Here is a 13472-nt window from a genome sequence, read left to right as displayed (position 1 = left end):
GCAGGTGACTCAACAGCATCGCTACGATGTGCTCGTCGTGGGCGGCGGGATCAACGGCGCGGGCATCGCGCGCGACGCCGCCGGGCGCGGGCTTTCCGTGCTCCTTTGCGAGCAGGACGACCTCGCCTCGCATACCTCGTCGGCCAGCACCAAGCTGATTCACGGCGGGTTGCGCTATCTCGAGTACCGCGAGTTCGGCCTCGTGCGCAAGGCGCTGCAGGAGCGCGAAACGCTCCTGCGCTCGGCGCCGCACATCATGTGGCCGCTGCGCTTCGTGATGCCGCACATGCCCAACCTGCGCCCCGCGTGGCTGATCCGCATTGGGCTCTTTCTCTACGATCACCTCGCGAAGCGCGAGCTGCTGCCCGGTTCGCGCGGCATCGACATGCGCCGCCACGCGGCCGGCGCGCCGCTCATCGACACCATCCGGCGCGGCTTCGTCTACTCGGACGGCTGGGTGGACGACGCGCGCCTCGTCGTGCTCAACGCGCTCGACGCGCAGGAGCGCGGCGCGCAGATTCTCACGCGCACGAAGCTCGTGAGCGCGCAGCGCAAGAACGGCGAGTGGCTGGCCATCCTGCGCCGCCCCGACGGCAGCACCTTCGACGTGCGCGCCCGCGCGGTCGCGAACGCGGCGGGGCCGTGGGTGGGCGAGGTGCTGCACGGCGCGCTCGGGCGCGGCGCGCAGCATAGCGTGCGTCTCGTGAAGGGCAGCCATATCGTGACGAAGCGGCTGTTCGAGCACGATCACGCGTACATCTTCCAGAACCCCGACAAGCGCATCATTTTCGCGATTCCCTACGAGCACGACTTCACGCTGATCGGCACGACCGACGTGGAATACCGCAACGATCCCGCGAAGGTGTCGATCGACGGCGACGAGACGCGCTATCTGTGCGACTCGATCAACCGCTATTTCAAGCGCAAGATTTCGCCCGCCGACGTGCACTGGACCTACTCGGGCGTGCGGCCGCTGCTCGAGGAAGAGGGCGCGAAGAACGCATCGGCGGTCACGCGCGACTATCGTCTGGAGATGGACGACGCCGAAGGTGCGCCGCTGCTCTCCGTGTTCGGCGGCAAGATCACCACGTTCCGCAAGCTCGCGGAAGAAGCCGGCGACATACTGTGCCGCGCGCTGGGCAGCGGCGCGCCTGGCTGGACCGCGGGCGAGGCGCTGCCGGGCGGCGACATCGCGAACGCACGTTTTGCGCCCTTCGCGGAAGACTTCGCGAAGCGCTTCGCGTGGCTGCCCGCGCCGCTCGCGCTGCGCTACGCGCGCGCTTACGGCACGCGTGCCGAACGCCTCGTCGGCGAGGCCAGATCGCTCGAAGAACTGGGTGCGCAAATTGCCCCCGGCATCTACGAGGCGGAGCTGCGCTATCTGCGCGAGACCGAATGGGCGACCTGCGCCGAAGACGTGCTGTGGCGCCGCTCGAAGCTCGGCCTGCACGTGGCGCCGGGCACGCTGGACGCGGTCACGGCCGCGCTCGAAGCGTGGTTTGCGGCGCGCCGCGCGCGGGCCGAAGCGCCGCACCAGGCGCAGGCGAATTGAGGACCGTGTGCAGCACCACCCCCACGCGCCGTGACGTGCGGCGCGAATCACAATGACCGACGGATGGAGATGAGAGACATGCAGGACCAACAGTACATTCTTGCGCTCGACCAGGGCACGACGAGTTCGCGTGCGATGCTGTTCGACCGACAGGGGCAGATTGTGTCGGTTGCCCAGAAGGAGTTCGAGCAGATTTATCCGCGGCCGGGCTGGGTCGAGCACGATCCGCAGGAAATCTGGTCGACGCAGGCAGGCGTGGCCGCCGAAGCCGTCACGCGCGCGGGGCTGAACGGCACCAACATCGCCGCCATCGGCATCACGAACCAGCGCGAGACCACCATCGTCTGGGATCGCGAGACCGGTCATCCCATCTATAACGCCATCGTGTGGCAGGACCGCCGCACGGCCGACTTCTGCGACGAGCTCAAGGCGCAGGGCCTCGAAGCCATGGTGCGCGCGAAGACCGGTCTGCCGATCGACTCGTACTTCTCGGCCACCAAGATCCGCTGGATTCTCGACAACGTGGAAGGCGCGCGCGAAAAGGCGCGGCGAGGCTTGCTTGCATTCGGCACCGTCGATAGCTGGCTCGTCTGGAACTTCACGAAGCACGAGCTGCACGTGACCGACGTCACGAACGCCTCGCGCACGATGCTCTTCAACATCCACACCCGAAAATGGGACGACGAGCTGCTCGAAGCACTCGACATTCCGCGCAGCATGCTGCCCGAAGTCCGTTCGTCATCCGAAATATATGGTCCTACGAAGACCACGGTGTTCGCGTCGAAGATTCCGCTCGCCGGTATCGCGGGCGACCAGCAGGCGGCGCTGTTCGGCCAGATGTGCACGGCCTCGGGCATGGTGAAGAACACCTACGGCACGGGCTGCTTCCTGATGATGAACACGGGCACGAAGCCCATCGAGTCGAAGAACAATCTCGTGACGACCATCGCCTGGCAGATTGGCGACGAGGTCAATTACGCGCTCGAAGGCAGCATCTTCATCGCGGGCGCTGTGGTGCAATGGCTGCGCGATGGCATGGGCATCATCAAGAGCGCCGCCGAAGTCGAAGCGCTGGCCGCGAGCGTGCCGCATACCGATGGCGTCTATCTCGTGCCCGCGTTCGCGGGCCTTGGCGCGCCGCACTGGAACGCGCATGCGCGCGGCTCGCTGTTCGGCGTGACGCGCGGCACGACTTCGGCGCACGTCGCGCGTGCGGCGCTCGATTCGATCGCCTATCAATCGCTCGACGTGCTCGCCGCCATGGAAGCCGATTCGGGCATCAGCGTGGGCGAGCTGCGCGTGGATGGCGGCGCGAGCGCAAACAACCTGCTCATGCAGTTCCAGGCCGACCTGCTCGGCGTGGATGCGGTGCGTCCGCAGATCACCGAAACCACGGCGCTGGGCGCCGCCTATCTCGCGGGTCTCGCCACCGGCTACTGGGGGAGCGTGAACGAGCTGCGAAGCCAGTGGCACGTAGACAAGCGCTTCTCGCCGGCGATGCCGGCCTCGCAGGTGGACGCCTGCCGCGCGGGCTGGCAACGCGCGGTGCGCGCCGCCAAGTCGTGGGCCGACGACGCGCAGTAAATCCGCCACGGCATCCAGCAAAAGCATCTCGCTCAATCGTTCGACCCATAAACACAATAATCCGCGGGCGGGCCGCGCGGCCGCATTGCGTCGGCTGCGCGCGCCCGCTTCGCCAATCAAAGAGAGACACACTCAAATGTCACCCTATATTGCTGAATTCATCGGCACGGCCATTCTCGTGCTGCTCGGCAACGGCGCGGTCGCCAACGTGCTGCTCGCGAAGACCAAAGGCCGCGGCGCCGACCTCATCGTCATCGTGATGGGCTGGGCGATGGCCGTGTTCGTGGCTGTGTACGTGACCGCCTCGTATAGCGGCGCGCATCTGAACCCGATCGTGACGATCAGCCTCGCGCTCGCGGGCAAGTTCGCGTGGTCGAAGGTGGGCGGCTATATCGCCGCGCAGATGCTCGGCGGCATGGCGGGGGCCTTTCTCGTGTGGCTCGCCTATCGTCAGCACTTCGCGAACGAAGCGGACCCCGATCTTAAGCTCGCCGTGTTCTGCACCGCGCCCGCGATCCGCAGCGTGCGCCACAACGTGATCACCGAAGCCATCTGCACCTTCGTGCTGATTCTCGGCGTGCTGTATCTGGCCTCGCCGCAAGTGGGGCTTGGCGCGCTCGATGCGCTGCCGGTCGGCCTGCTCGTGCTCGGCATCGGCATTTCGCTAGGCGGTCCCACGGGCTACGCGATGAGCCCGGCGCGCGATCTCTCGCCGCGCATCATGCATGCGCTGCTGCCGATCCCGGGCAAGCGTGACAGCGACTGGCGCTATGCGTGGATTCCGGTGCTCGGGCCGCTCGCGGGCGGCGTGGCGGCTTCATCGCTGTATCTGTATTTGCACGCGATGCATTGAGTGCCAGGTGCCTCAAGATGAGGCGTTGAAGGCGGCCAGGCGCTCGGCGACACGCGCGACCACCGGCTGCCAATCGCCGGGCCTGGGCTGCCGGAACAAGGTCACGCTGTCGTACCACCGCTGTGTTTCCTGGGTTCCCCAGGCCCATTGCGAAACGCAATCGAGCATCGCCAGCACGGGTACGCCGAGCGCGCCACCGAGATGCAGCGGCGCGCTGTCGATCGTCACGACCGCATCGAGCGCGCAGACATGCGCGGCCACATCTTCGAAGCCGTCCCGGTACCAGGGCGTCAAATCGCAGTGGGGCACGTTCGCCGGCAGATTCGTATGCCCCGGCGTAAGCGGATGGAAAACCCGATTCTTCAACGCGAAGAGCGGCGCCAGCGTTTCGAGCGCCATTGAACGCTGTGCGTCACGCCGGTGGCTGGGGTTGCCCCGCCAAACGAGGCCGATCTGAAGCGCGTCGTGCAACGGCGTCGCCTCGCGGACACGAGACCGCCATTGCGCGGCACGCGCAGGGTCCGGCATGAGATAGGGCGCGCCGTGCACCTGCTCCGGCTTCAGGCGCAGAGCGAACGGCACGCTCATCATGGGCAGGCAATAGTCAGGAGTCCCATGCTCCGTGTAGTTTCTCGCTTCGATCTCGATGCAAGGCGCGTAATAGCGCGAAAAGAGCGAGCGCAGTATGCGCTTGCTGGCCAGCACCAGACGGCCGCCTTGCGCCTGCACGCGTGCCGCGAGCGCGGGGACCAGGCGCACCATCTGAATGTCGTCGCCGCTTCCCTGCTCGCTATAGACCAGCAGCGTGCGGCCTTCGAGCGACTGGCCCGTCCAGTGCGGAGCCAGGCGCCCCATGATGGACACGACGCTGTTTGCACCGCGGTCCGTTCGCGTGAGGCGCGCTTCGTATCGCGCCCAGCCGCGCGGCCAGTCGTCGTCGCGTAGTTCGAGTTCGGCGAGGTCGACCGATGGCGTCGGCATGTTCGGTTGGAGTTCGAGCGCACGTTCGTACAATTGCCGTGCCGCGCCGTAACGCGCCTGCTCCGCAACAAACTGGGCCACTGCAGCGATAAGGTCGCTGTTTCCCGGGTGGAAGGCGTCGGCGGCGCGCATGGTTGCCTCGGCCGCAGCGGGGTCATGGCGGTGCCACTGAGCACAGGCCAGTTGCCACGACATTTCGAGGTCGCCGGGACTGCGGGCGAGCTGCGCGCGGCAGATAGGCTCGACCGCTTGCCAGTCGCCCGCAAAGCGCCGTTCCAAAGCCAGTTGCAGTGGCAATGCCGGATCAATCATCGGATTGACCTGCCATGCGCGCAGCAAAGTCGCCTGGCGCAACCTCAGTGAAGCTTCGTCGGTATGGCCGGATACCGCGCACGCGATCAGCCATTGTCTGCGGGCATCGTTCGCGTAAGCGGTCGCCAGCGCGGCCATGAGTTGCAACGCCGTCGCGCGGCTAGCGATCTTTTCCTCTATCCAGGTTGCCCATTGCAGGGTCTCGTCCGGATCGAGGGTCTGGGACGCAATCGTCAGGAGTTCCAACGAGATGCTTTTGCGACCCGATACCCCTGCGAATAATGCCCATCGCAGGAGTCGAATGCCGGGGGGCGGAACACAGGGAGTTTCTTGAGCCGTTTGCTCCGGCGTGATGTTCATGCCAACGCCCGCTATCAGGTCTGCCTCAAGCAGGACGCTTTGGCCGGCGCGATCGAATGCCATGGCGAGTTGTTGCGCGGCATGGAAGCCATCGGATTGCAATGACCTGAAGACCGGTAAAAACGTATCGCCCGCCGATGAGATTGATGTATTCATTCACGCATTTCCACGAGGAATTCAATGAGCGACGGATGGGGGTTCCCATTTCGCAAGCAATGCTCTCGCGGCGTTCGTGGCGGAATCGATAGGATCAGTCTGAAAACGGGCAAATTTCAAGCACGCGGCCCGAGCATGTCGGGCCGCGATGCAGGCAATCAACTTCAAGATGATGCTGACGCGTCCCCACGCATCACTTCGGAATCACGCAGAGCACAACCGCAAACGCCGCATAGAGCCAGCCCACGTGCGTGAGCTGGCGGCTCTTCACTTGCGGGGCGCGGAACGCCCATTGCAGGAACAGGATCGCGAGCATGGTCGTGAACGCGGCGAGGATAGACGGCGTGCCCAGGTGCCACGGCGTGAAGAACAGGCCGAACGCGGTGGGAATGGTCGCCTGGATCATCATCGCGCCGCTGATGTTCGCGAGCGCAAGCCGCTCCTTGCCCTGGCGTACCCAGATGATCGCGTTCATGATCTCGGGCAGCTCGGTGGCGATCGGGCTGAAGAGCAGCGCCGTCAATTGCGGGCTCAGGCCAAGCCACGGCCCCACCGCGCCAATCTGCTGCACGAAGAGATGCGAGGCGAAGAAGATCACGGCGAGCGCGCCGAGGGTCTGCAGCAGGATCCAGAACAGCGATGGGTTCGCATCGCGCGGACGCAGCTTGAGCGGCTCCAGCCCCACGTCTTCAACTTGATCATCGCTTCCGTCGTCGCTGAGCTCCTTCCAGCAATAGACCGCGTAGGCCGCGAGAAACGCCAGGCCGAGTAGCGGCTTGAAGCTGAACACCACGAGCCCGAGCCCGATCTTCACGACGAAGATCGCAAGGAACCAGAGCTGGTCGCGGCGCAGGCGGCGTGTGTCGGCGTCCACGATGCCGGCGCGCGCGCGGCCCGCTCGCGCGGCTGTCGCCAGCAACGCGACGCCCACCACCGCATAGGCGACGGTGCTGAGCGCGAGCGGGCCGCCAATGGCCGCGCCGATGCCGATTTCCTTGTGCGCGGCATCCGCGCCGAACGCGACGGCCACGAGCGTGACCACGCTCTCGGGCAGCGCGGTGCCGAAGGCGGCGAGGATCGTGCCGGTGGCCGTCTGCGTGACCTTGAGTTTCTGGCCGAGCCATTCCACGGCGTTGACGAAGGTCTCGCACGAAAGATAGATGATGCCGGCGGAGGCGATGAGCAGGGCGAACGTCCAGATCATGACGCACGCTCCATCGCGTGAGCGTGGCTGTGCAGGCGAAAAAAGCGGGACATGGGGTAGGCGCATTCCTCGGGCTGGACGAACGGACCAATGACGCGATCCCCCCGCCCAGCCCGGGTGTGAGGGATAACGTCATAGGTCTCGTCAGGCCGAACAACGGCTGCCGGCGCCATGGCACTGCGTGCCAATCATGTTGACGCCGGCGCGTCACGCATTGCGCGCGACGCAGACTACTCCCCTAAGACCCGCGCATTATAGCCGACGAATGTGACCGCGCGGGGGCAAAGCGGAGCGCTTCGATTCGATCAGAAGTGGTGGCGCACGCCGATCATCGCCATGGCCTGCTTGTTGGTGGTCGCGTCGTTACCGAAGTCGGCGAACGAGGCGTTGGCGTCGACGAGCGCGCCCGTATCGGCGTCGATCGTGTGGCCCGATGCCTTCTGGTAGCCCGCGAGCACGTAGATGTCGGTGCGCTTCGAGAGGAAGTAGTCGCCGCCGAGGCTGAACTGGCTATAGCTCGCGTCCACCCCGTTGCCGTGACCCTTCGTGTAGTTGTAGCCGAAGCCGATCAGCGCGACCGGCGTCACCTGGTAGTTGATGAAGGCCTGGCCCGTGTTGAACTTCGTGTCGCTGTTCGAGCCGTACGCGCTCTGGTAGTTCGCGTAATCGACATTGCTGTACGAGAGACCGAAGGTCATCGGGCCATAGTTGTAGTCGCCCACCGCGCGGATGATCTGCAGCGAGTTGGCCGAAACGAAGCCTCCCGTGATCGCCGGCGAATCGACGTTGACGTCGGTGTTCGGGTTCAGGCCGTCGAACGAAGCCGCCGTGCCGCTGTTGCTGTTGGCCTTGAAATAGCCCGCGCCGAAGCCGAACGGACCGTGGTTGTACGCAGCGGCGACGGCCCACGTTTGCCCCGCGCCCATGCTGCCCGCCTGGCCGCCGAACGCGTACATCGCGCTCACCTGCAGGCCCGCCCAGTTCGGGCTCGTGTACTTGACCGAGTTGTTGGTGCGGTAGCTGTTGTCGTAGTTGTCCATGTCGCCCGGCGTGGCGAACGCGGAGCCGAAGTTCACGTCGTCGGTCATCGGCTGGAGCAGGTCGATCAGTGGATCGTACTGGCGGCCCAAGGTGACGCTGCCGGCCGTGCTCGAGTTCAGGCCCACCATCGCGGTACGGCCGAACATGCGGTCGCCCTGGCCTTGCTTGCCGTTGTCGATGTTGAAGCCGCTTTCGAGCTTGAAGATGGCGGAGAGGCCGTTGCCGAGATCCTCGGTGCCCTTCAGGCCCCAGAGGTTCGGCGAGACGTTGCCGGACATCATTTCGAACGTGTTGCCCGAACCATGCTTGCCCGCCTGGTTGCCGAAGAAGGCGACCGAGGTGTCGAGCGCGCCATAGAGCGTCACGCTGCTTTGCGCATGAGCGGCGGAGGCGATGGAGGCCAGCGTGGCGGCGAGAGCCAGAGCGGTTTTTTTCATTGGCGAATATTCATTAAAAAATGGCGTGAGAGAGCGTGTACTTCATGAAAACGAATCGCAGCGCGGCAACTGCGCCTGGTAGTGCGCCGGGCAAATTCAGGGGCGATTATGCGTAACGCGCGGTGCGGGCGAATTTGAAAAACGGAAAGACTGAGTTTCAGAAAACGCAGTTGCGTGTGCGTCCCGTCTGGACGGCGCTGCAAGGGCGTGGCGCGCGAAGGTGTTGTTTTTTTGCGGCTATTCGCGGCGTCGCCATGTGTGCATAAGCACACCGATGGAGGTGCAGCGCGCAGATTACGGTGTGTGGCCCGTCACGCGCGCGGGCTTTAGCGCGGGTATTCGAGGTGCGATTCGTCGCGCGATTCGATCAGGACAATTGATCGAATTCGTGTTCATCCCGATGGCTACAGGCGACGTGCCAGCCCTGTGCCGGATCTTAAACATTTCTTCATTTCCCTGCGGATATTCGCGAGGGTTCGCGCCTCTATCCTTGCCGCATGAATTGCATTGCCGTAGCGCGATGCATCGGGAACCGGCGTGCAGGCGCGCCGGAACAGTCAACGGTGAAGGCCACGTGGCCGGACAGGAGTCTGAAGTGAAGAAGAGCTTGAACTGCGCGTGTGCCGCGCTCATGTTGTCGCTGTCGGCGTTCGCGCATGCACAAGGGAGTGCCGCACCAGACAGTGCGACGCCCGGCATGGCGCCCGGCGCCGCGGCGCAGGCGGCGGCAGCGCCCGCCGACCCCGCATGGAACAGCGACGGCACGGCTCACATCACGCGTGCCCAGGTGCGTCACGAGCTCGTTGAAGCCGAGCAGGACGGTCAACTGAAACTGCTCAACAGCACGGTCTACGCCCACCACTGACGCGACCGGGCACAGCCGTCTGGGCGCACCGGGCCGCGCGCCTTGACGGGAAATACGCCTCGCGGCCCGTCATCCGAGTTTCGATTCCATGAAATCACGCATTGTCATTTATGTCGTGCGCGCGGCGCTGTGCGTCGCGGCGGCAGCCGCCATGTCGGGCTGCGCAAGTCTGCATCCCCAGCCTAACGGCCCCGGCGATTGCGTGGGTCCGCCGGACTACTGCGTGCCGTTCTTCGGCTCGTAACGCGATGTCGATGCTGCCCGGCGTGCACGTGCGCCGGGCAAGCGAGTGGGTGTGCCGTAGCACATGGCGGGAGCGGAAGCTCGCCGCGTCAGCGCAGATCAATAGCGATTATCGGCGGCACTTGAAGCCGGTTGCGCAGCCGTATGGCATTCGTCGAACAGCCAGCGCCGGAACAGCGGCACGGCGGGCGCCTCGGGGCGGACGGGCGGCCGCACGAGAAAGTAGCCGCGCGCGGTCACGACCGGCGTATCGATCAGGCGCACGAGCTGGCCGCTTGCGACCAGCGAATCGGTCAACGGGGTCCAGCCGAGCGCAACGCCCTGGCCCATCAGCGCGGCGTGAATCACGAGCGCATAGCTGTTGAACGTCATCCCCTGTTCGTCCGCCGGCGCCTGCAAATGATGTGCCGCGAACCACCCGGCCCACGAGAGCCAGCGCACCGGCTCCGTCGGCTGCACGTGCAGAAGCGGTAGCGTCGCGAGGTCGGCGGGCGTCTTCACATGGCGATGCTGGGCGTAAAACGCGGGCGAGCAGACCGGCGTGACTTCCTCGGGGAACAGCCGCGTGGACGTGCAAGGCGTCCAGTCGTCGTCGCCGAACGCGATCGCGACGTCCGCATGATCGCGGCGCGGATCGAAGGTCTGCTGCGAGGTGACGACCTTCACGTTGACGTCCGGCATCAGCCGTTTCAGTCCCGCGAGACGCGGCATCAGCCAGAAGGTCGCGAAGCCCGCGTCGGTAAGAATCGTTAGTCCTCCTGAAGCACGGCGCGCGCGAATTTCGGCGGTTGCGTCGCGCAGGGTCGCGAGGCTCTGGCGCACGGCCTCATAGAGACGCTGGCCGTCGGGCGTCAGTGTCACGCCGCGGTGGCCGCGCTCGAACAGCGGCGCGCCCAGGTCCGCCTCGAGCTGCACGATGCGCTGGCTCACGGCGGGCTGCGTCGCGCCGAGCTCGCGAGCCGCGGCGGTAAAGCTCGCAAGTCTCGCAGCCGCCTCGAATACCGTGAGCGCCTGCATCGGCGGCAAACGATCCTGGTCTGACATAAGCGTCCCTTATGGGGCCATAAGTTGAGGGCGTCTTCACGCGCGTTTAATGGGGCGACATATTGTGGTCACGCCGCACGTTCCTTCGGGAAGGGCGCCGCTGAATCTCGTTGCACCGCGGCAGCCCGTGCCGCGTGGATGCTCCATTCGCTATTGCCCCTCGATTCTAACTGTCCTCGATCATGAGCTCTAAGCCCAGCAATATTCTCATCCTGATGGCGGACCAGCTGACGCCTTCGGCACTGCGCATTCATGGCAACACGGTGTCCAGGACGCCGCGCATCGATGCCTTGGCGCGCGACGGCGTGGTATTCGACTCCGCGTATTGCGCGAGCCCGTTGTGCGGGCCGTCGCGATTCGCCTTCATGGCCGGCAAGCTGCCGTCGAAGATCGGCGCCTACGATAACGCGGCAGAATTGCCCGCGCAAACCCTGACGTTCGCGCATTATCTGCGCGCGGCCGGCTACCGGACGGTGTTGTCGGGCAAGATGCATTTCTGCGGCCCCGACCAGTTGCACGGTTTCGAGGAGCGGCTGACCACCGACATTTACCCCGCCGATTTCGGCTGGGTGCCGGACTGGGATCGTCCCGAGGCGCGCCCGAGCTGGTATCACAACATGAGCTCGGTGCTCGACGCCGGCCCGTGCGTGCGCACCAATCAGCTCGATTTCGACGACGAGGTCACGTTCACCGTGCGGCAGAAGCTCTACGACATCGCGCGCGAGCGGCAGGCGGGCAGCGATACGCGGCCGTTCTGCGTGGTCGCGTCGCTGACGCATCCGCACGATCCCTACGCGATCCCGGCGCAATACTGGGACCTGTACCGCGACGAGGAAATCGACCTGCCACGCACGATGCCGGACCACGAGGCCCGCGATCCGCATTCGAAGCGGTTGCGGCACGTCTGCGAGAACGATCGCACGCCACCGACCGAACAGCAGGTCCGCAACGCACGGCGGGCGTACTATGGCGCGCTGTCCTATGTCGACGCGCAGTTCGGCACGATGCTCGATGCACTCGAAGCGAGCGGACTTGCCGACGACACGATCGTGATCGTGACCTCCGATCACGGCGACATGCTCGGCGAGCGCGGTCTCTGGTACAAGATGACGTTCTTCGAGAACGCGGCTCGCGTGCCGCTCATCGTGCACGCGCCGAAGCGCTTCGCGCCGCGCCGCGTCGCCGGCTCGGTATCCACGATCGATCTGCTGCCGACGCTCGTCGAACTGGGCGGCGGAGCGCGCGAGGCCACGTGGCCCGATCCCGTGGATGGCCGCAGCCTCGTGCCCCATCTGCTGGGCGATGGCGGCCACGACGAGGTGTTCGGCGAATACTTCGCGGAGGGCGCGATTGCGCCGATCGTGATGGTCCGGCGCGGCGCGTACAAGTTCATCCACACGAGCGCCGATCCCGACCAGCTATTCGACTTGAGCGCCGATCCGCTGGAGCTCGTCAACCTGGCCGAGAACGCGCAATACGCGCAGACAGTCGCGGCGTTTCGCGCGGAAATCGCGGCGCGCTGGGATCTCGATGCCTTGCATCGCGAAGTGCTGGCCAGCCAGCGCCGCCGACGTTTTCACTATGCCGCGACGACCCAGGGGCGTATCCAGTCGTGGGACTGGCAACCGTTCGTCGACGCGAGCAATCGCTACATGCGCAATCACATCGAGCTGGACACCCTGGAAGCGATGGCGCGCTTTCCGCGTGTCGTGCACGAGTGAGCGTTGCCCACCACGATCAGCGAGACCCGGGCGCAAGCCGGCTAGAGGAGAGAGACATGAAACGAAACGAGGCGAAAGAAACCCGCCAAATCCGCGAGACCGGTTGGCTGCGACGCGCGCTGGCGGTTGCGCTATGCGCGACGGCGCTGGCCCCCGTGCTGGCGGCGCAGGCCGCGGAGCCGCAAAGCTGCGAGCATGTGCGGATGGCCAGTCCTGGCTGGGCCGACATCGACGCCACCAATACCATCACCGGCATCGTGCTGAAGGCGCTCGGCTACAGCCAGACCGTGTCGAACCTGTCCGTGCCCATCACGTACGAAGGCTTGAAGAAAGGGCAGATCGACGTCTTCCTCGGCAACTGGATGCCGGCGCAGGCGCCGCTCGTGAAGCCCTTCGTCGATAGCCACGCGATCGACGTATTGCACGCGAACCTGACGAACGCAAAGTTCACGCTCGCGGTTCCCGACTATGTCGCCGCCGCGGGCGTGCACTCGTTCGCGGACCTCGCAAAGAACGCGGGCAAATTCGACGACACGATCTATGGCATCGAGCCCGGCGCGCCCGCGAACCAGAACATCAAGAAGATGCTCGACCAGAAGGCATTCGGGCTCGGCGACTGGAAGCTCGTCGAATCGAGCGAGACCGGGATGCTGACCCAGGTGGAGCGCGCGGTACGCGACAAAAAGTGGATCGTCTTTCTCGCGTGGGAGCCGCACGAAATGAATACGCGATTCCACATCGCTTATCTGTCGGGCGGCGACGCGTATTTCGGTCCCAACTATGGCGGCGCCACGGTCAATACCGTCACGCGTACCGGCTTTGCGCAGCAGTGCACGAATCTGGGCCGGCTGTTCCGTCAAATGACCTTCAACGTCGACCTCGAAAACCAGATCATGACGAGCGTGCTGCGAGACAAGGTGGATGTCAAAACGGCGTCGCTCAATGCACTGAAGGCGCACGGCGATCTGCTGGGACCGTGGCTCGACGGTGTGACGACGGTAGGGGGCGCGAATGGATTGCAGGCCGTCAATGCGGCGATTGCTGGCCATTAGCGCAGGGCGTCAGGGGCGTGCGTAGATAAAAGAACCATTTTTCGACCAGTCTGGAGACCAAATTGAG

At 65.1% G+C, this 13472-nt stretch carries 11 protein-coding genes and 1 riboswitch; of the genes, 7 read left to right on the top strand and 4 right to left on the bottom strand.

Annotated elements, in window-relative coordinates; translation table 11 throughout:
- Positions 1-4 precede the first annotated feature (4 nt).
- From glpD to U5775_RS23490, 3 genes are all read left to right on the top strand, one after another.
- Positions 5-1552, top strand: a complete 1548-nt coding sequence (gene glpD, locus U5775_RS23500; protein ID WP_322060498.1) for a glycerol-3-phosphate dehydrogenase — start codon at positions 5-7, stop codon at positions 1550-1552.
- A gap of 78 nt (positions 1553-1630) precedes the next feature.
- Entirely contained in the window at positions 1631-3136 is a 1506-nt protein-coding gene (gene glpK, locus U5775_RS23495) for a glycerol kinase GlpK (RefSeq protein WP_322060497.1), read from the top strand.
- A 136-nt stretch (positions 3137-3272) separates the two neighbouring features.
- The gene (locus U5775_RS23490) at positions 3273-3989 is read left to right on the top strand and encodes an MIP/aquaporin family protein (RefSeq protein WP_322060496.1); all 717 of its coding nucleotides are present in this window, start codon (positions 3273-3275) and stop codon (positions 3987-3989) included.
- A 12-nt stretch (positions 3990-4001) separates the two neighbouring features.
- Here U5775_RS23490 and U5775_RS23485 read toward each other — a convergent pair whose 3' ends face one another.
- The 3 genes from U5775_RS23485 to U5775_RS23475 form a co-directional block, all read right to left on the bottom strand.
- The gene (locus U5775_RS23485; RefSeq protein WP_322060495.1) at positions 4002-5798 is read right to left on the bottom strand and encodes a hypothetical protein; all 1797 of its coding nucleotides are present in this window, start codon (positions 5796-5798) and stop codon (positions 4002-4004) included.
- Positions 5799-5991: 193 nt separating this feature from the next.
- Entirely contained in the window at positions 5992-7002 is a 1011-nt protein-coding gene (locus tag U5775_RS23480) for a sodium:calcium antiporter (protein WP_322060494.1), read from the bottom strand.
- A 66-nt stretch (positions 7003-7068) separates the two neighbouring features.
- Positions 7069-7256: riboswitch (yybP-ykoY riboswitch) on the bottom strand.
- Positions 7257-7307: 51 nt separating this feature from the next.
- Entirely contained in the window at positions 7308-8480 is a 1173-nt protein-coding gene (locus tag U5775_RS23475; protein WP_322060493.1) for a porin, read from the bottom strand.
- Between the two features lie 595 nt (positions 8481-9075).
- On the opposite strand from U5775_RS23475, the gene U5775_RS23470 reads away from it, so the two are divergent.
- Both U5775_RS23470 and U5775_RS23465 read left to right on the top strand, forming a co-directional pair.
- Positions 9076-9345, top strand: a complete 270-nt coding sequence (locus U5775_RS23470; RefSeq protein WP_322060492.1) for a DUF4148 domain-containing protein — start codon at positions 9076-9078, stop codon at positions 9343-9345.
- Between the two features lie 88 nt (positions 9346-9433).
- Positions 9434-9589, top strand: a complete 156-nt coding sequence (locus U5775_RS23465; protein ID WP_322060491.1) for a hypothetical protein — start codon at positions 9434-9436, stop codon at positions 9587-9589.
- A 98-nt stretch (positions 9590-9687) separates the two neighbouring features.
- Here U5775_RS23465 and U5775_RS23460 read toward each other — a convergent pair whose 3' ends face one another.
- Positions 9688-10632: a choline sulfate utilization transcriptional regulator gene (locus U5775_RS23460; RefSeq protein ID WP_322060490.1), complete on the bottom strand. Its 945-nt coding sequence runs from the start codon at positions 10630-10632 to the stop codon at positions 9688-9690.
- 182 nt (positions 10633-10814) lie between these two features.
- Here U5775_RS23460 and betC point away from each other — a divergent pair, with 182 nt between their 5' ends.
- Together betC and choX are read left to right on the top strand one after the other, a co-directional pair.
- Positions 10815-12353 (top strand): choline-sulfatase, encoded by a 1539-nt coding sequence (gene betC / locus U5775_RS23455; RefSeq protein ID WP_322060489.1) that lies wholly within the window; start codon positions 10815-10817, stop codon positions 12351-12353.
- A 56-nt stretch (positions 12354-12409) separates the two neighbouring features.
- A complete protein-coding gene (gene choX, locus U5775_RS23450) occupies positions 12410-13405 on the top strand; it encodes a choline ABC transporter substrate-binding protein (RefSeq protein WP_322060488.1) in 996 nt (331 codons plus the stop codon).
- Positions 13406-13472: the final 67 nt, after the last annotated feature.

It is taken from the genome of Paraburkholderia sp. J63 (genome assembly GCF_905220245.1).
Lineage (GTDB): Bacteria > Pseudomonadota > Gammaproteobacteria > Burkholderiales > Burkholderiaceae > Paraburkholderia.
The sequence above is the reverse complement of the archived record's forward strand: the minus strand, read 5'-3'. Positions and strand labels throughout refer to the sequence as shown.

Bases quoted from the DNA above. Each gene is read 5' to 3' on its own strand.
- U5775_RS23480 (WP_322060494.1), bottom strand. From the start codon at position 7,002: ATGATCTGGACGTTCGCCCTGCTCATCGCCTCCGCCGGCATCATCTAT.
- U5775_RS23475 (WP_322060493.1), bottom strand. From the start codon at position 8,480: ATGAAAAAAACCGCTCTGGCTCTCGCCGCCACGCTGGCCTCCATCGCC.
- U5775_RS23490 (WP_322060496.1), top strand. From the start codon at position 3,273: ATGTCACCCTATATTGCTGAATTCATCGGCACGGCCATTCTCGTGCTG.
- U5775_RS23485 (WP_322060495.1), bottom strand. From the start codon at position 5,798: ATGAATACATCAATCTCATCGGCGGGCGATACGTTTTTACCGGTCTTC.
- betC (WP_322060489.1), top strand. From the start codon at position 10,815: ATGAGCTCTAAGCCCAGCAATATTCTCATCCTGATGGCGGACCAGCTG.
- glpK (WP_322060497.1), top strand. From the start codon at position 1,631: ATGCAGGACCAACAGTACATTCTTGCGCTCGACCAGGGCACGACGAGT.
- choX (WP_322060488.1), top strand. From the start codon at position 12,410: ATGAAACGAAACGAGGCGAAAGAAACCCGCCAAATCCGCGAGACCGGT.
- U5775_RS23460 (WP_322060490.1), bottom strand. From the start codon at position 10,632: ATGTCAGACCAGGATCGTTTGCCGCCGATGCAGGCGCTCACGGTATTC.
- U5775_RS23465 (WP_322060491.1), top strand. From the start codon at position 9,434: ATGAAATCACGCATTGTCATTTATGTCGTGCGCGCGGCGCTGTGCGTC.